Annotated in this window: 18 protein-coding genes; 6 read left to right on the top strand and 12 right to left on the bottom strand. The window is 64.3% G+C overall.

Annotated features, from left to right (window positions below; all coding sequences use genetic code 11):
• Window positions 1-29: 29 nt before the first annotated feature.
• The 7 genes from AB0362_RS20610 to AB0362_RS20580 all read right to left on the bottom strand — a co-directional run bounded on the left by AB0362_RS20610 (window position 30) and on the right by AB0362_RS20580 (window position 5,477).
• The gene (locus AB0362_RS20610; RefSeq protein WP_366236105.1) at window positions 30-302 is read right to left on the bottom strand and encodes a hypothetical protein; all 273 of its coding nucleotides are present in this window, start codon (window positions 300-302) and stop codon (window positions 30-32) included.
• Complete coding sequence (locus tag AB0362_RS20605; RefSeq protein ID WP_366236104.1) at window positions 299-505, bottom strand: hypothetical protein; 207 nt, start codon at window positions 503-505, stop codon at window positions 299-301. Before AB0362_RS20605 ends, AB0362_RS20610 begins: the two co-directional genes overlap by 4 nt.
• A complete protein-coding gene (locus AB0362_RS20600; protein ID WP_032392035.1) occupies window positions 502-795 on the bottom strand; it encodes a hypothetical protein in 294 nt (97 codons plus the stop codon). Before AB0362_RS20600 ends, AB0362_RS20605 begins: the two co-directional genes overlap by 4 nt.
• A 39-nt stretch (window positions 796-834) precedes the next feature.
• Window positions 835-1,473, bottom strand: coding sequence for a DUF6668 family protein (locus AB0362_RS20595; protein ID WP_366236103.1), 639 nt, complete (start codon window positions 1,471-1,473; stop codon window positions 835-837).
• A 32-nt stretch (window positions 1,474-1,505) separates the two neighbouring features.
• Window positions 1,506-3,236, bottom strand: coding sequence for a cutinase family protein (locus tag AB0362_RS20590; RefSeq protein WP_366236102.1), 1,731 nt, complete (start codon window positions 3,234-3,236; stop codon window positions 1,506-1,508).
• Between the two features lie 5 nt (window positions 3,237-3,241).
• A complete protein-coding gene (locus AB0362_RS20585) occupies window positions 3,242-4,126 on the bottom strand; it encodes a hypothetical protein (protein WP_366236101.1) in 885 nt (294 codons plus the stop codon).
• A gap of 91 nt (window positions 4,127-4,217) precedes the next feature.
• Window positions 4,218-5,477, bottom strand: a complete 1,260-nt coding sequence (locus AB0362_RS20580; RefSeq protein ID WP_366236100.1) for a hypothetical protein — start codon at window positions 5,475-5,477, stop codon at window positions 4,218-4,220.
• Between the two features lie 1,065 nt (window positions 5,478-6,542).
• On the opposite strand from AB0362_RS20580, the gene AB0362_RS20575 reads away from it, so the two are divergent.
• Window positions 6,543-7,040 (top strand): helix-turn-helix transcriptional regulator, encoded by a 498-nt coding sequence (locus AB0362_RS20575; protein WP_094685989.1) that lies wholly within the window; start codon window positions 6,543-6,545, stop codon window positions 7,038-7,040.
• 173 nt (window positions 7,041-7,213) lie between these two features.
• Here AB0362_RS20575 and AB0362_RS20570 read toward each other — a convergent pair whose 3' ends face one another.
• Together AB0362_RS20570 and AB0362_RS20565 are read right to left on the bottom strand one after the other, a co-directional pair.
• Window positions 7,214-8,248, bottom strand: coding sequence for a GAF domain-containing protein (locus tag AB0362_RS20570; RefSeq protein ID WP_366236099.1), 1,035 nt, complete (start codon window positions 8,246-8,248; stop codon window positions 7,214-7,216).
• A gap of 41 nt (window positions 8,249-8,289) precedes the next feature.
• On the bottom strand, window positions 8,290-9,675 hold the full coding sequence (locus tag AB0362_RS20565) for a cytochrome P450 (RefSeq protein ID WP_366236098.1): 1,386 nt from the start codon (window positions 9,673-9,675) through the stop codon (window positions 8,290-8,292).
• A 212-nt stretch (window positions 9,676-9,887) separates the two neighbouring features.
• Here AB0362_RS20565 and AB0362_RS20560 point away from each other — a divergent pair, with 212 nt between their 5' ends.
• Entirely contained in the window at window positions 9,888-10,100 is a 213-nt protein-coding gene (locus AB0362_RS20560; protein ID WP_032370879.1) for a hypothetical protein, read from the top strand.
• 212 nt (window positions 10,101-10,312) lie between these two features.
• Window positions 10,313-12,142, top strand: a complete 1,830-nt coding sequence (locus AB0362_RS20555) for a hypothetical protein (protein ID WP_366236097.1) — start codon at window positions 10,313-10,315, stop codon at window positions 12,140-12,142.
• Between the two features lie 220 nt (window positions 12,143-12,362).
• On the opposite strand, the gene AB0362_RS20550 is transcribed toward AB0362_RS20555, so the two are convergent.
• Together AB0362_RS20550 and AB0362_RS20545 are read right to left on the bottom strand one after the other, a co-directional pair.
• The gene (locus AB0362_RS20550) at window positions 12,363-13,535 is read right to left on the bottom strand and encodes an ATP-binding protein (RefSeq protein WP_366236096.1); all 1,173 of its coding nucleotides are present in this window, start codon (window positions 13,533-13,535) and stop codon (window positions 12,363-12,365) included.
• Window positions 13,536-13,907: 372 nt separating this feature from the next.
• Window positions 13,908-14,885, bottom strand: coding sequence for a hypothetical protein (locus tag AB0362_RS20545; protein WP_366236095.1), 978 nt, complete (start codon window positions 14,883-14,885; stop codon window positions 13,908-13,910).
• Window positions 14,886-14,908: 23 nt separating this feature from the next.
• Here AB0362_RS20545 and AB0362_RS20540 point away from each other — a divergent pair, with 23 nt between their 5' ends.
• The 3 genes from AB0362_RS20540 to AB0362_RS20530 all read left to right on the top strand — a co-directional run bounded on the left by AB0362_RS20540 (window position 14,909) and on the right by AB0362_RS20530 (window position 16,050).
• Complete coding sequence (locus AB0362_RS20540; protein WP_366236094.1) at window positions 14,909-15,082, top strand: hypothetical protein; 174 nt, start codon at window positions 14,909-14,911, stop codon at window positions 15,080-15,082.
• A gap of 216 nt (window positions 15,083-15,298) precedes the next feature.
• Entirely contained in the window at window positions 15,299-15,577 is a 279-nt protein-coding gene (locus AB0362_RS20535) for a LysR substrate-binding domain-containing protein (protein WP_366236093.1), read from the top strand.
• Complete coding sequence (locus AB0362_RS20530) at window positions 15,574-16,050, top strand: hypothetical protein (protein WP_366236092.1); 477 nt, start codon at window positions 15,574-15,576, stop codon at window positions 16,048-16,050. The genes AB0362_RS20535 and AB0362_RS20530 overlap by 4 nt, the downstream gene beginning before the upstream one ends.
• Before the next feature lie 132 nt (window positions 16,051-16,182).
• Here the strand turns inward: AB0362_RS20530 and AB0362_RS20525 are convergent, their stop codons facing one another.
• The gene (locus AB0362_RS20525) at window positions 16,183-17,082 is read right to left on the bottom strand and encodes a Rossmann-like and DUF2520 domain-containing protein (protein ID WP_366236091.1); all 900 of its coding nucleotides are present in this window, start codon (window positions 17,080-17,082) and stop codon (window positions 16,183-16,185) included.
• Window positions 17,083-17,264: the final 182 nt, after the last annotated feature.

Here is a 17,264-nt window from a genome sequence, read left to right as displayed (position 1 = left end):
TACAGTTCGGGCGCAGCAGATGTGGGAAGTCAGGCGAGGACGGCCTGGGAGATGCCGGATGCAGATCCGATGACGGCCGCGCAGATCAGGATCCGGGCCAGGGTCGCGTCCTCGACCATCTGTGTGCCGGTGGACTTGCGCTGGTTGACGAACACGGCCCCGCATACGAACAGTGCTGCGATGCAGGTGATGATGGCGAACCAGAGCAGCCACGACAGGCCGGTCATGATCGGTTGCCACACCTCGTCGGGCCACTCCACCGGTGAAGTCGGCGGTTGAGCGAGCACGGTCACGGCGTTCACGTCACCGCCACTGTGAACACTGTGTTCGCCGCTCCGGCAACGAAGCCGAGCAGGATCGACCCGTACAGCAGTCCGATCGCGCGGCGGTTGGGCGCACAACCGCAACCCGTGCACTTCTGATAGCCAAGCTCACCGCCACCGACCATGACTCCGACGAGCGAAGCGATGGTCAGTCCCCACAGGGCCGCATTGAGGGCGGTCATAGGACGAGCATGTTGACCAGGCCTGCGGCACCACCGATGATGATGGACCCGAACAAGCCGCCGACGAGTTTTCCGGTGGCGTTGCCCTGTCCCCCGGTGATCTTCTCGAAGGCGAGCATCGCACCGCATAGCATGATCCCGGCGACGGCGGCGATGATGCATCCCCACATCAGCCAGGACAGCAGCATGTTGATTTTGTTGCCGGTTTCACCGTCGGGTGCGGTGGGGCTAACGTCGCCGATGTTCTGCGCGAGGAATGCGGTCGTCGACGCGGTAAGGGTGGTGATCATGTTGCTCTCCTGGGGTTTTGGTTAAGAGGTGGTTGTGGTTCAGCGGCCTGCCGCGATGCGGGCGGCGGTGAAGATCTCCCGCCCGATTACGGCAATGTCGGGGTGTGGGGTGGTCGTCGAGGGGGCGGGCGATCGCATCCGCCCCGGTGGAGGTGGGTCGGGCTCGGTGGGAGTCCAGATCGCGAGCTCGCGCTGTCTGTGGATGCGCAGATCCTCGACGTACGGGATCCGCCAGACCGCTGGAGCTGCTGCGGCGACGACAGTCGCCCATCTACTGAGCGTCTTCGGGAGTGGGCCGGGTGCATCGGGAACCAGAGCGAGTCCGAGGAGTGTGCAGCCGCCGGTCAGACCTGCGGCCGATTGCAGAAGCAGATCGTGGGCAGCGTCGAGGCCAGCGCGGTCCGTGCGGCACACGACCACGACGTTGCGGTGCCGGTCGGCGGCGGGCCAACCCCGGCGAGCATCGCCCGCCGGGGCCCAGATCTGGGCGAGTGTGCCTGCGCCGGAGCGGCCGTGAGCGGCGAGCAGCCACATCACGGGCGGGCGACCGGGGACCGCGACCGGGACGTCGTGAATCGGTGCCCGGCGTTCGAGCGGCGGTATCCGCAGCCCGGCCGGGGTGACCGACGGTTCGTCGTCTCGGTGGTAGTCACGGTGCTCTGCTGGTTGTGCGGCCATGTCGGGCGCACCTCCTTCTCCGGCGTTCTCGGTCACCGAGTGGTGGTCGGCGAGACGGTCGTAGGTGCTGCGGCGGGAACGTCCGAGGTGGTGGTGGCCGCCGAGCTCGGTGTGGCGGTGCCGGTGGCCCCGGCGGTGGCGTGGGCGGCGAGAATGCTCCCGGCGCTGCGGACGGTGTCGGTGGTGGCGAACAGTGACGCGCCTTGTTTGATCACTGCCCCGACCTTGTCGGCGAGGCTCTGATCGCCGGTCAGGTCGGCGGCGAGTGCGACGATCCACCGGACGGTCAGCTCGACGGGGGTCTCACCTTTGGATCCGACCGGAACACTGTCGTAGGAGCCGTGTTTGGTGGCGGTGTTCCAGTACGAGGTGTCGGTGACGAGCTGCGCGAGGCCGGCGTTCTCGTCGATGGTGTTCGACACTTCCTTGAACGCGACGTCGACGGCCGAATCGATCGTCGCCGGGGGCACGAGCTTGACCGCGGACGAGAGGACCTTGGTGGCGAGTATGCCGAGGGCTGCGGGTGGGTTGGTCAGGCCGACGGTGGCGAGCTGGCCGATCGTCTCAGGGGTGATGACGTCCTTGGCGACGGTGATCGCCGCGCCGATGGCCATGCCGGCGATCTTGGTGACCGCACCGACCGCTTCGTCGATCATCTCGTCGGTCGAGGTGGCGGAGGGATCGGAGTACTTGGCCATCTTCGACAGCACCGTCTCCGACGAGGAGTTGACCTCGAATCGTCCTGCCTTGGAGTCGAAGTCGATGTTGTCGTTGATCACCGACGCACCGGTCATCAGTGCGGTGCGTCCGACGGCGGTGGAGACGTCGGTGAGAATCCGGACGGGGTCTCGGGTGTCCATCGAGGACTGCCCGGCGATGGACGCTACGAGTTTCGCGGCCGGGGCATCGGTAGGGGTGTCGCACGCGAGATCGCCTGCGGTGCAGTACGAGGCGACCCGGTCGGAGACGGCTCCGAATCCGGCAATTTTCGGTGTCGGTGCGATACCGCCACCTGCGGGGGCGGCTACGGCGACGGCCGGGGCGAGTTGGACGGTGTCCACGGCTGCGCCGTCGGTGCCCGGTGCCGGAGCGGGGGTCGATCCCCCGCTGGCGATGACGTCCTCGCCTTCGGCGCGGGTGGGGTCGGAGAACAGTGCTGCGCCGGCGAAGTGGTCGGCGTCGACGGGTCCGGTTCCTGCCCCGATTTCGCGGGTGACCTGGGAGGCGACCTCGCCGCCCTGGGAGTAGCCGGAGAGGAAGACCTTGGTGCCGGGGCAGCGGTCGGCGATGTCGGAGATCATCTTGGTGGTGTTCTCGACGCCGATGTCGACCGACTGGGCGTACGGGACGGCGCTGCGATCGCCTGGCTTGCCGCCGAAACTCGCCGGGTACGGGACGTAGCTGCGTTCGAGAGCGGGCCCGTCGCCGGAGTTCGCATCACGCATCGCGGGGACGGTCAGGCGGGAGAAGAAGCCGGAATCTGCGTCGGGTGAGGAGTTCTCGTCGATCTCGGTGGTGCCGGGGACGACGACGAGATGCAGTGCCGGGCAGTTGCCGTCGGTGCTGGATCGGCTCGTGGTCGTCGAGCCGGACGGGGTGGGTGTGGCGGAGGGCTGCGCGGCCGCGACGCCGCTCGCGGAGACCACGACGGTCACTGCGGCGGTAGCGGCGAGCAGGCGTGGGGTCAGGCGACGAACCTGGTCGATGGGTGTGTGCACGGCTTCTCTCTTCTTCGATGGGGTCCAGCGGATGTGCCTGGTCATGTGGGTCAGCGCGAGACGATGGCGGAGATGAGCGTCGTGCTGTCCTGCGCCTTGGTGGTGGTGATCCGTTGGCGGCTCGTGCGGCCGTCGATGCCGGGGCCGCGCTCGACGACGGTGACGTCGTAGATCCCGGCGTCGATCGGGTCGGCCAGGACACAGAACTCGATATCGGCCTCGAGCTGGTCGATCCCCGCTTGCAGGCGCTGTGCGGAGGCCATCACGGCATCGGGTGCACCTGCGGCGCGGGCGGCGACGCCGTCGCGGTCGAAGTAGAAGGCCCTCTCGAACCGCCAGATCGCCACCGCGCCGGGGTCGTCACTGTCTTCGGTGACCGGGTCACCGTCGGCTTGGCCTCGGCACCAGGTGACATCGGCTGCGGCGGCACCGGCGGCAGCCGGAGCTGCGGAAGTCGGAGCCGTTGTGGTGGTGACGATCTCATCGGGAAGCAGTGCGGCCGGTGGTTGCGGTTCCTCACCGAATCCAGTGAGCACCGCCATTGCCCCCACTCCTCCCCCGACCAGGACCGCCAGTGCGGTCGTGACGGCGACCGTGGAGCGATGGCGTCGCCACCACGACTGTGGGGCCGGTGCGGGTGCGGCGTAGGGGCCTCCAGCGCGAAGAAGAGATGTCCGTGCGTCGAACGAGCTGTATTCGTCCGACGGCAGGGCTGCGTGGCCTGGGTCCGGCCGGTCCATGTCGATGTCGTCGGCAGGGCCGACGAACCAGTCGTCGTCCGGATCGACCTCATCGGCCTGATGCTCGGTCAGGACGGTCAGTCTGCGTTCGGTCGGATGCTCGGAAGCTGCTGCAGCGGTGTCGGTCTCGGCGACGACGGGCTCAGAGAACCAATCGTCGATGCCGTCGTCGGTGGTGCGATCTCGAGGTGCCACAGCAGGCCTTTCCGAGGGTCGGGTTGAGGAACGGGGTCGAACCTTCGGATACAGCCCGGCCACCGGGGGTGGTCGGGCTGCACCCAGGAGGTCAGATCGCGAGGTTCAGACCTGCCAGTGCCGCTTTGGCCTGGTCGAGAACGGGTGCGGCGGCGGTGTTGACTGCAGCGACGGTGTCCGCCACTTCGGGCTGCTCGAGCACGGTGGAGGTGAACTGCTGAACCTGCGGGTAGGCGGGTTCGGTCCATCCCTGAACAGCGGCGGCGGCCTGGTCGACGTCGGCCGGGGCCAGGTCGAGGCTGCCCTGGATCTGGTCGACGGTGGCGTCGATGGCGTTCTGGACGCTGGGTGCGTCCAGCGCCAGCGGAGCTGCAGCCGGTGGTGCCGGGACGCTGTCAGGTGCCGGGAGCGGTGCGGGCTCTTCGATGATCTGCTGCTCGCCGCCGAGGACGGTGGCTCCGAGGACGCCGCCGATGACCGCGCCCGTGCCGGTCAGGCCCAGCACGATCGGAGCCGAGAGGGCCGCACCGACTCCTGCGCCTGCCAGTGCGGCTGCGCCGGGGATGAAGACCCAGCCGACCGGTCCGCCCCAGACGACTACACCGGTGCCGGTCGTGGCGGCGACGCCGAGTCCACCGCCGATGGCAGCTGCGGTGCCGGTGATGACTGCGGCCGGGGCCACGGATGCTGCGAGGCCGACTGCGCCGCCGGCAACGACGCCGGTGATGGTGCCCGCGGCGATGCGGTCGGCGCGGGATGCATCGGCGAATCCGTTGTCCACGAGCCAGTTTCCGCCGTCTGCCTGGATTGCGGCTCCGGTGTTGTTGAACTGTTCCACCAGGTTCGGGTCGAGCAGGTTCGGGTCGTAGGGCACGAGCTCGCCGCCGACGAGGACGTAGCCGTCGGGTGCGTCGATCGGTGCGATGACCTTGCGCTGCACGGTCGGAACCGGCGGCGGGGGCGGCGGGGCCGCTTGCAGGGCGGGAGGTGCCTCGGTGGGTGTGGGCTGCGTCGTGGGGGAAGGCTCGTAGTAGGTGTTCTGGTACGAGGACTGCTGGCTGCCGGACCGGTAGTCGTCGTAGCTACGCCACTGGGACTGCTGCACCTGGGGTGAGGCCTGGTAGCCGGGAAGGAACTGGCGTTCCTGGGCCGGGGCCGGCGGCGGCGCGACGGGGGTGGTGTCGGTGGTTCCGGACTGGGCGGTGTCGGGTGCGGTCACGAAGTCCTGCGGTGCCGCGTGTGCGGTGGCGGTGCCCCATGCCAGTGCGACGGCGACGGGCACGGCAGTGAGAACGAGTGCTCGTTCTCTGCGGCGGCGGTGACGTCCGCCAATTCCTTGCTGGGGAGACATGTGTGGTGGTGCCTTTCGTAAGTCGCTGCGATGCAGCGGTATTGGGCGGACATGACAGGAGTGGTTGATGGTGGAACCACCACCGCCCGCGCTGGGAAACGACCGAAAACGAGGGTCAGCCTTCGGGTGATCCCTCAGCGCGGACGATGGGTGATGCCTTGGGAGTGGATGCCGGCGCGCGTCCGTTGCGCGCCGGCATCCACGAGCACTCAGCCCAGCAGGCCGAGCCAGAACCAGAGCTGCGAGAAGATCCAAGGCATCGGTCGTATTCCTTTCTGTCAGTTGATATGCGGGAATGTGGTCGATGTCCCGGCGGGGTCGCGCAGTTCGGCACACGATGAGGTCGAAGCGTCACCACGCGACCCTCACGCCGGTCCACCAACTGAGGGGCTACACGGGAGCCTCAGTGCGGTGAGTTCGCCGCGTAGACCCTTGCGACTGATCGCCTTTCAGGCGTCAGTCGAGATTGGGGGTACTAGGCCACGTGGCTGAAGAGCGGAGATCGTGGGAGTGGTTCCAGGAACGTCGCATTGGCGTCAGTCCATTCACCGATCACCGCGCCGGTCTCTTCACAGATCAGCCTGTGGTGGCTGTGGTGGGGCACGGCTGGGAGCGAACACACGGCCAGGCCCGCAACACGGTCGTTGACCGAGGGGCAGAGGGCGGTGCCGGGATTGCAGGTGGAGCCCGGATGTAACGTTCGCGGTTGCGCGACGGATGTCATAGGTGTCTCCGATCCGATTGCGGTTTTGCTAGATCCGCATAGGCTGGGAGAGCCCCTGCGGATACAAGTTGGGCCCGATATTGGGGGCTTTGTTCTGTAGGTGGAGGGGACTCCGGATGCGTTTCGGGACGACCAATCACGGCGCATCTGGAGTCTGCTAATTCGAGTTACTCTGTGCCAGTTGGCTTCTCGCTTTCTTTGGCGTATCAGTGATGCGCAGACGCTGCGGTTGATGCGGTGTGCGTCTGTAAGCCGAATCTCGCTCTGCCGACGCCCAGGGGCGAACCTTGATCGCATCGTCTAAACAACTGTTTCTATACACTAGCATCAAAACATGCTTTATGTGCTACCGAATTGGGACAAGTGGCATCGTGTCCTCTCGTGAGGTTCCATCGGTGAGGCGTCGGTTGCGTGGTTTCGCACCTGACAAGCTGCGTGCACGACGAATTGAACTCAAGCTGAGTGGTGCCGAGGTTGCGCGCGTTCTCGGAGTGGCTTTGACGACGTACTCACAGTGGGAGCGAGGCCAGTCCCATCCCCGCATAGACACTCTTGCTCGATGCGCTAAGGAATTCGGCAGCGAGATCAGCGATTTCGTCTCAGTGCCGGAGGACGAGGAATACCTCGGTGATCTGCGAATATCCAGAGGGCTGACCCAAGGGATGCTCGCGAGCGAAATCGGCGTCAGTAGCCAGTACATCGGGGCGCTCGAGCGCGGGCAGAGCAAGCTGAGCGCGCCGGCCGCCCGCCAGATAGCGGAAGCGTTGGGGTACCCGGCGCAACGGGTCAGCGAGGCATACGAGCGTGTGCGGAAGCGGCCACGGGGCGAACCGGCCTGACTGGGGACCTGACCCTGGATCGACATTCTGGCTCCAAGACGCGTGCTTGTTAGCCACGTGAAATGTGTTCCACGTGGTGCTCAAAGGCTGCGTCTGAGGGCCATGCGGCCGACAGGAAATCTTCAACTCTTCGGGAGAGCGGAAGGTGCCGTGGGCGAAGCTATCACGATCTGTTACGTAGTGGGAACCTCAAGCACCTGCTCGGAAGGGTGTAGCGCGGGGAGCACCGCAAGGACCAGCCGGTCACCAAGCTGTCCAGGGTAGGGCCGTAGTTCGAGTCGGGTTTGCTGCCACTTCCAGCCGGTCGCGTCGCCGCCGTCGATTGCACGGACGCGTACATCAGCTGACACAGGTGACGCATCGTGAGTCCACTTTTCTAGGGCATCTGAAAGTGTCGCTCGGTCGTCGTCGTGCAACACGCCGCAGCCGCTTGTGAGGTCACGCCATTTCACCCAGGTTGGAGCTTCCGGTAACCACATCGTCAAAATCCCGGTTCGGCCGTCGAATACCGCGATGCGTGTTCCACCGCTCTCTAGGCCGCTCGGCATTCCCAGCTCAGCCAATGTCGGCTTGTCGGGTTCCGTTGTGTCTGTCACGTCGTGCCATAGCAGCCTGAGGCCGACGTTGGGAGGGTCAGTTCTCCCCCTCCCCCAGCAGTGCCAACGCATGATTCGGCCATCTGCGTGGAGAACGGACATCGGGCCCTCCCACTTCTGACCGTGTGTAGGGACCAGCGCCTGGGCGAACAACTCCTCGGACCCATCGAATTTGACGGCCTTGGCGTTGTACTCAGCCGGGGTTCGTTCTGGTACGTGATCAGCAGCAGAGACGCCGGACATCGCGGAAGCCTCGACCGTCTGCTCGATGACGGTGCGTTCGAGTAGCCAGGCTATTCCGGAAACAATGCGCACAGGATCGGGTTCGACCTCCGGGTCCCCCACCCAGACCTGTATGCCGTGGGTTTCCCCTGACGGCCCCAGAACGGGTACTGCGCGAATGCGAGCTTCACGCCGACGGCCTTTGAAGAGCACATCTTGCTCGGCGCAAGAACTGCGTGTGAGTTCCAGAAAACCATGCAGATCGAACTCAGGCCCAGGTGACAAGCGATCGATTTTGGTCCAATCTCGGACCTTACCCCCAGTACTGATGACTGTCATCTGTCCTGGTACCAGGGTTTCCACCAGGTGCCAGCTGTTCACGATGTCCACAGGTTCCCCTTCCTGATCGACCTAGACCGACGACGGTACAGTCACGGCCGCCGCGAAACAGAAAGTCTGACGCCGTGTGGCCTCATTGTCACGGCTTCTCGCACGTCGAGCTGGTAATCAGGGTCTGCCCGAATCTCGTACCGACGAGCGATGGACGCCAACGCGAGCACCGCCTCGTGTAAGGCGAATTGGCGGCCGATGCACGCTCGCAGACCAGTACCCCAGGGCTTGTATATACGGCCGTTGGTGTCGCTGGCCTGCCCTGTGGCGAACCGGTCGGGGTCGAAGGTGTGTGCCTCTGGCCCCCACTCCGGTGAGCGGTGCAGCTGTGGAAGGAGAACAAAAACCCATCCCTCGGGCACCTCATACCCGCCCAGCGAAGTTGCTCCGCGCTCACGTGCCTTGCGGAAGTAACCGGGTGCAGCGGGCCACAGGCGGAGAGTTTCGTCGACGACATGTCGTGTCCGGCGCAGCTTGGGCACATTCTCGAACTCGATGTCCGTGCCATCAGGAGCGACGGCATCGACTTCGGCCCGTATCCGCTGCATCTCATCGGGTCGGGTGCTCAGGAAATGCAACGCAAAGGCGATGGTCGATGCTGTTGTCTCGTTCCCCGCGATTAAAAAAGTGATGATCTGATTGCGGATGTTCTCCAGTGTCAGTCTCTCGCCTGTATCGGGGTCTGACGTATTGAGCATATGTTCGAGCAGGTCCGGAGAAGTTTTGTTGGAATCAGGCTGGGCCATTCGCTGTTCGATCAGGGAGTCCACAGTGTGGCGTATGAACTGGAGGTCCTCATCGTGCTGCCTCGTCGCCCTCCGTCCTAAGACAGAGCGGATGATCGGCACATCGTTCGATGACTTGTTCACATAGTGAAGGACGCGAGCGATGGCGTCCGCAAAGGGTACGGGCTGGCGAAACGAGCCGAAATCATGCGACAGGGCGCAACGCCCAATCACGTCGAAGGTCAGTTTGGAGCACTCGTCGTAGGCGTCTACCGGACCCGATCCGCTATCCCATGAGGTCAGAAGTTCGTTGACTGATTCCTGCATGGCCTCGTGGTAACCGCGCATGGCCCCTTTGCTGAACGCCGGCCCCAGCACAGCATGCGCGCGATGCCAGTTCGGCTCCGAGTTGAACGCAGTGAACAGACCGTCTTCGCCAATGGCGCGTAGCTTTCGATGTGGCAGGGCAAGAAATTTTGCCCAGTACTTCTCGTCGTTCACTTCTGCGACAAGCTCCGGTTCCGAGACCACCACGAGTCGGTGACCAAAAATCTTGCGTTCGTAGATCCCCCCGAGCTCAGAGGCCATTGCCATCTCTTTTTGAACAGGCTTGGCAGTATCGAGGCCAACGATGTCGCCGGCAAACGGCAGTCGGTAGCGCGGGTGAGGCAGAGTCTTCGAGATGGGTTGGGCGATCTCCATGCCAGATAGTGTCCCCCACGTCGACAGACACTGTTCGAGGGCCATTATGTGACGCATGCTGCGAGTGCGGACCGGGCAACGCATGAAGACGTTTGAATGACAGAGGTGTAATTCCTGATGACTTTCTCGGCGTGTCTCGATGCTTCGAAAATGATTCTGGTTCAGGATGGACACCGGTTGGGACCGCGGAAGTAGACGAAGGAGGCCGTGCCATGCCGATGCCCAGTAAGGGTGACCGGACGTCGCTGACTGTCCGACTGCCGTCGGAGCTGATTGACACGCTCAAGGCGCAGCGAAGCTCGGCTGGCGCGACATCTCTGAGTCAATACGTCGCTGATCTGATCGCGATTGCGAGCGACCGCGAAGATCTTGCGCGCGAATTGAATCGCGCGCATGAACAGGGGGTACTGCCCTTGACTGCGTAGCCGTCTCGACCTGAATCGACATTTGGGTCTTATGTCCAACTAAATCTACGCAGCACCTTGAAATGACAAAAACCCCCGGCGTGCGGGCCGAGGGCTTCTGAAGTCAGAGAAGCGAGTGACTAGCTCGCAACTCGTTCTGTGGTGCTCTCCCCGAAGGGACTGTCTTGGCGGACATGTCTCAGGGTACATCGTGCCCTGAAGTAGGTACAAGATTGAATGCTCGTGTCGCCCATCCGGATGCGACTGCGGACCGGCTGTGGCATCGATTCGCACCGGCTATTGCTGCGCGCCGATCGATGCGTCTCTACGACCCGACGACGCGTAAATACGTCTCCGCGGGGCCGTTGACGGCCAAAAGGCCGGCACTGCCATCTGCGGTGCCGCTGTTCTCACGCGGGCGCGCCGGCGTCGTTGCCTTGGACTTCGACACCAAACATCACGGCCACGCGACCGTTGTCGCCGACACCCAGCGTCTATTGGCCTGGTTGACCGAATGCGGTGGCCGCGCAGTCGTCGACGAATCGACCAGCGGCGGCCGACACGTGCTGATACCGCTGGCACCGGGAAGAACGGTCACCGCCGAGGAGATCCGGCCGTTGCTGCGCCTTCTCGCAGCACGACTTCCCACGTTGGACATCACACCGATGACCAACGACGCCACCGGCTGCATCACCGTGCCGGGCTCACAGTGCAAAGAAGGTGGCTACCGCACCCTCGTCGACCTCGACCCCGACGCAGCGTCCGACATCCTGACCATCGGATCCGATGCCGGCACACTCCAACGCCTCGAAGCCCTGCTCGGAGGAACGGGCCGAGCAATCACCAGCCCGATCGACGCCCACATCCGCGCCGAGACGTCAGCTGAACGCGTCCTCGGCACCCGCGATGACGCACGATTGCATCCGCGTTTCTGCCGCTCCACCCCGCCGCCGCGCTGCGTCCTCGACTTCGCCCGCACCGGCCGCATCGACACCCGCCGCTGGCCCTCACGCTCGGAAGCACGCCAGTCCGTCATCACCCACGCCGTCCTTACCGGCGCCAGCACCGCCGACATCCTCACCCGCGTCACCGAACCCGGCTGGGCGGGTGTGCGCGCCGCGTACGCCCGCTACGCCGAACCCGAACGCGCCATCCGCCGCGACACTGCCCGCGCCCTCGACTGGGCCGCATCGACTATCCCCGACCCAGTCCGGGATATCGGGCACAAGCAAAAGCACACAGGGGGTACCTACGATCCGGTACTTCGTTCATGGCTTACCCACGCTCAAACCTGGGTCGCTTCGGAGTTTGTTCATCGGAGAGATCGCTGGACTACCCATGCAGTCGTTCAAGCCTTGGCGTGGGCTGCGGCAGTCTCAGGGGAGATAGTGGAAGGTGTTCCTACTGTCGGTGTCGGTGGGCGGTCACTGTCCATTGCGGCGGGCATGCTCCCGGAATCGACGGTGTGGTCTGTTCTGGAGCGGTTGCGGGACATGGAAGGGTCGCCGTTGTTGCTCATCGAACGCGGAGTGGGCCAGAACCCCGACCGGTATGCGCTGGTGCCCACACACGCGGGACGAGCAGCGGCACTCGACACCTCTGCAGGGCCAGCAGAGGTGGAGTCGGTACACCCGGCATGGAGTGTCATCGGATGGCGTCACCGCATCCTCTACGACGCGGTAGTCGCCGCAGCAGAACCCCTCACCCCGGACGAGTTGTTCACAGCCATCGGGGTCGGACGCACCAGCGGGTACGAGGCCCTGTTGGATCTGCGCGTCGCCGGTCTCCTCACGGTCGAGAACGCACACATCGGCGTCGGGTCCGTCGAACTCGACGACATCGGCAATCGCCACGGCCTCACGTCGGCCGTTCGTGCCCGCATCGTGCGCCACCGCGCCGAACGCATCGTCTGGCGAGAATGGCTCGCAGCCCGCGACGAGGCACGTACCCCGAAGGAACCGGATCGGTCAGTGTTCGCAATTGCTGACGATCACCCCGCAGACCCACCCGACCGCGACTACATCCTGGCGGTGATGAACACCGGCCCACCAGACCCGTTCTGACGCACTGTGTACCGGCCACCAACCTGGGGCAGACGCGGGCGCGCCGGTCTTGTTCGCATTGCTTGCTCTCGCCCGGCCGCCGCGCGCCCGGCCGCCGCGCGGCTGGACGCTGCAAGCGCGGACCGACCTGGATTCGTACACCGACGTCGCTGTGTGATGCCGGTGCTGCACGATCTGTCGACGTGCTCGATTTCGACCCAGTCGACGTTCGGGGTCGAGCTCAGATGACTGGTGCGTTGGGTTGACGGCGGATGAAGTCCGCCATCCCGGGGACGGTGAAAGCAACTAGGCCGCGGGCGGGAGACCAGATCAGTCCTTTGCGTATGCAGGAGTCTCGGTGCGGTGCCATCGATTGCGGGTTCGATCCGAGGGCCTCGGCGAGGGCGGCCGTCCTCGGAGTGTCGGTTCCGCTGCGTGCGATGGCAACCAGATAGCGCTTCTCTGCCTCGGTGGCCCGTAGCCACCTCGAGCTGTAGAAGCCGGAATCGAGCGAGGCGTGGCCGGTGTCGACAGCGTCCTCAGCGTCAGCCAGGGTGAACGGCGATTGCTGGGCTGCCTGCCAGAGCTCGTGACCGAACACCTGAAGGAAGTACGGGTATCCATCGCTCGCCGCGACGATGTAGTCCGTTGCCTCAGTGGCGATGTCCTGGTTCAACCTGGTGATGGGGGTGACGATCGCATCGCGGGCCTGATCGTCGGCGAGCGGACCGATGGTCCTGTAGTCGAACTGGCGCTCGGCGTACGACCGTGCGTCGGCCAATGCTTGCGCGAGGTTCGGCAGGCCTGCACCACACACGAAAAATGGCCATTCACGCTGGGCTGCACGGTGCTGGGTTGCCAGGATCACTTGCAGTAGCGCCGGCTCGAGTTCTTGCATCTCGTCGATGAACAGCCCCAGCGCGGTGCCGTCCTTGCGGAGTTCCTCGGTGAGATCTTCGACGAGGTCCTCGAATTCGACCCCCAGGGTCGGCTTCTCGGTACCGGATGAGCGAGCAAGTTCGACGCCTACCCCAAACGCAGTGGCGGACACCGAGAACTCTTCGGTCAGCTGCCGGATCTTGTTCGCTACCGGGCCGGCGAACTGACGACGACGTACAGCGCGAGAGATATCTTTGGCGATACGCCGTCTCAGGGCTTCGGCACCTTCCACGCTGGTCTGGGCTTCGACCTCGACCACCACCCAGTTGTGGCGGCGAGCTTGGTCCGCCATGGTCGCCAGGAGCGTGGTCTTGCCTACCCCTCGGAGTCCCTGCAGCATCAATCCGCGGTCGTAGCGCCGTTGTTTGGCCCGCGCGATCAACAGGTCGAACCGTTCGAGCTCGGCGGTACGTCCGACGAGCTCGGGCGGGCGGGTGCCAGAGCCAGGTGTGAAGGGATTCAGTCCGTACTCCATGCACCCAGACTATCGGATCGTATGCAGATGTATTAGATTGAATCTTATATTTACGTATACAACCTGATAGGGCGAACGGCTCGGCGCAAATCCAGGCGCACTACGTCGACAAGCCGCACCCGGCGCGGAAGCAAGTACTGCGACGCCTTTGCGGTGTCGCTGTCGGCGGATGGGCGGGAAGTGTCTACCGCACCGTCAAGAAATGTTGACAGTGTGCGGGGATGCCAGAGCTGGGCCTGCAGGCCACACGTCGCCGTCATGAATTCAGGTGCCAACCCACGTTGCGACAGCGAAGGTGGTGTCCGATCTCTGTGCTCGACGAGTTTGGACGACGACCTAGGTGTCGGTGTGCCGGATCGTGAGCGCGCCGCATCAGGTGCTGTCGCCGCTGGTGGATGAGTCGAGGAGCTGCAGGGTGCGTTCGAGGAGGCGCTCGATGCGGTCCTCGACGTCGTCGACCATGTCCGGTACATCGGCCAACGCCGTGTGGGCACGGCGACGTGCCTCGACACCCGAGTGGTAGTACCTGGAGTCGAGGTCTGCAGATACCGGCTCCGGCGCGGCGATCGGGTGACTCTGATCGGTGCCACCGTCGGCGGGTCTGATGATGGGGCGACGTGGGGTGTGCAGTGGAGAAGCGCCGGTGCGGTGCCTGCCGATCACCGCTCCGATCTCGGTGGCGGTCATCGCAGCGACAGGCAAGGGTAGGTGGCCCCACCGGTCGATCGGCACCGCGACCGGACCACTGCGATGCGCCAACCCCGTCATGTCGGGAAAAGTGTTGCGTTGTAGATGTTCTGACAGCAACGTCGTCGACGGGTAGCGCTCAGAGAACTGCAGGACGGTGTGCCACCGGTGCCATATCGTGGCCGGCTCGACATTAATGGCGTCGTGGGGGGCGATGCGGATTCGGTGGCGGCCGCCGATCCGCACAGTTTCGCCGTCGGTGGTGATGTCGGTGCGGTCGAGTTCCGCAATGGCTTTGTGGGACAGGCCTGCTCCGGCGAGAACGAGAAGGATGGCGTCGCGGCGACCGAACAGTGCGGCCGTTGATCCGGAAGTCGGGAGTCCGGCCGCGATGATCTGGTCCTGCGCGGCACGCCGGATCGTTCGCTCGCTACGTGCCGAGTCCAGTGCGATCCGAATCGACGTCACTCGTCCGGGAGCGGGCTGGCCGGCATCGAGGTGAGCGCGGTTGATCGCAGAAACCCGGCGCAGCTGTGCCGCATCGCTGGCAGGATTTTCGGCGAGGAACTTCGCCAGGGTGATCGGCGACGCAGGTAGGGCGGCGACGTCGGCCGCAGCGCACCAATCGGCGAACAGTGACCACTGGTAGCTGTAACCGCTCACCGCGCTGCCAGTCTCGGTGTCACATGAGCGACGCTACCGGGCCGGCGGACGCGGTAGTGAACACAGCCACGTGCGGCACCTTCGGCTACGGCTTCCACGGCACCTCGCATCAGTATGCCTCCGAGCTCGATGCGCCGATCAAAGATTCGGGGCCTGTGTCACCCGTATGTCGTTTGCTGATCGCTCTCGACACCTGAGGTCTGGTCATGGTGGGAACTGCGGCAGGTCGGTGCCGAGCTGTTTGATCGGGCGGGCTGGAGAGCGACCTCGACTGCAGCCGAACGTCGATTCACGGCAACCGCACGTCGGGTTAGTCGCCGATTTCGACTGTGCCATGAGCAGCCCGTTCCAGCCGCCGACCCTCTGCGTCGCGTACTCGTGGGCTGCCCGCACTCCTGCACTGGCCTGGGAAAGTGAATCAGGTTAACCGAGTGCGGAATTGGTACGGTTCGATTCCCCGGTGTCGGCTCTGGATACATCGGCGGGATCTTGCGCTGATGCGCGAATGGACGGTTCAACCCGGCTACCGTCACACCGTCCTCGACGTAGAGCCTCGAGTGGTCGTTGTCTCGAGTGAGGATCCGCTCGCCGTTACGACATCCGTCACTTTCACCGATTTCGCTGCGTACCATCTCGTCCTGAACACCAACAGCGGAACCAACTCCGGACGACCTATGGGGCCATTCCCATGACCGGCCTGGCCCGTGACAGAACCACGACCGATGTCGAAGACTGGTTCACCACCAGAGCCACGGCACGCGGAGTGTTCGGCCTCACGCCATCCTCGCCGGCCGACTTCTACCGGCACCCCGCCCTGGCCTACCTCACGCTGCGCGGCGCGCCTCCCGTCACGTCGTCTCTGATCTGGCTCGACCATCACACAGCTTCCGTCGCCGCGTTCGCCGAGCAGGCCCTCCATCAAACCCGGCGGTCGGTAAAACGAACCCAGTGGCGGGGCCGCGCTACACCGCTGCGCGGCGACCCTTACATTCCTGCCGGCTCGCTGCTGCCGGCCAGGACGTTGTCGACGTTGGCTGGTAGCAAATATTGCGCGGCTACTTTCAGTGCGCTGGGCGCAGTGACTTCAGGACTCTTGGCCAGGCTGCGACAGTGGGGTCGTCGACACGCAATACTAGTGCTGAGTCTCCGCACGCATCGCTGGTGAAGTTCTTCATAGGACGATCGGCAACGTCGCGCACACAGCGGCGGCGATCGAGAGCGAGTAGGAGCAGCGAGTGTTCCGATGAACCGCGCGGCCGTAATTTTCTCTGCCTACCAGCACATCTGCCTGATTTTCTTACTCGGACCGATGAAATTCAGCGTTTCGTAACACTGCTCGGAGTTCGTTCCGCTGGGAAGTGTCGATCCTGCCGCCGGCGTGTGCGATGTCTGTACTAGCAAGAGTGACTTCGCGATACGTATCGAGAGTCTCAGGGACCGTGCGGAACAACGCTACGAGGTGCTCTCGGATCGTACCCGTGTCACCGCGGATAACTGGACCCGTCGCGCCTAACGCGCCATGCTCAAGGGCGTTGTCCAGTGCCGCCCGCATCGCCGGCCCCAGCACGGCAGACGAATCCGAAACACCGGCCAGCTCAAGCATTTTCGCTGCCTGGACCACGAGTGTCACCAAGTGGTTACTTCCGTGAGCGAGTGCAGCGTGATAGAGGATGCGTTTCGACTCCGGGACCTCGACAACTACGCCGCCGAGGTCGTCGACGAGGCAACGAACCGTCACCAAAGCGTCCTCTGCGCCAGTGGTGACGGCGAACCTGGCACCTGCCAGCCTTGCCACCTCCGTCTTCACATCGCCGGTGAAAGCCATCGCTGGGTGCATTGCTGCGGTGCTCGCACCCTGAGTTCTCAACGGCTCGAGCACAGCAGCGCCATACCGCCCACTGACATGAAGTACCGTTTTGCCCCCCAACTCCATACCTGCACCGGCGAGGTCGTCCACTACCGCGGCCAATGAGTCGTCGGGAACGGCGATGACAATTAATGCGGCACATTCCACGACATCGATAGGGGACGATGGCATGGGCACGTCACCAAGTGTGTGCACTGCCCGCTCTCGAGCGCCCTCGAAAGGGTCCCACACCGAGACAAGGGGATGTCCGCTGCGCTGAAGTCCGCTGGCGAGCACGAGCCCCACCTTGCCAGCTCCGATCAGTCCAACTCCTGAGGGTTGACGCTCCATGCATCCGTTCCTTTCGCTTTGCACAACAAATAGGTAGCGGCGGAAGCTGGAGCATGCCCGCCCGCTTCGCCGCGCTCCAAGGTCGACAGTGACACTCACTGGTAATACCACTAGAGGTAGAACGTCTGTGTCGCGCCTCATCTCCTGTCCAGTCCGGCATCAACTTTATCATTTTACGCTCG

It is taken from the genome of Rhodococcus sp. NPDC079359 (assembly GCF_040702585.1).
Classification (GTDB): Bacteria; Actinomycetota; Actinomycetes; order Mycobacteriales; family Mycobacteriaceae; genus Rhodococcoides.
This window is presented reverse-complemented; position numbering and strand designations above follow the sequence as displayed.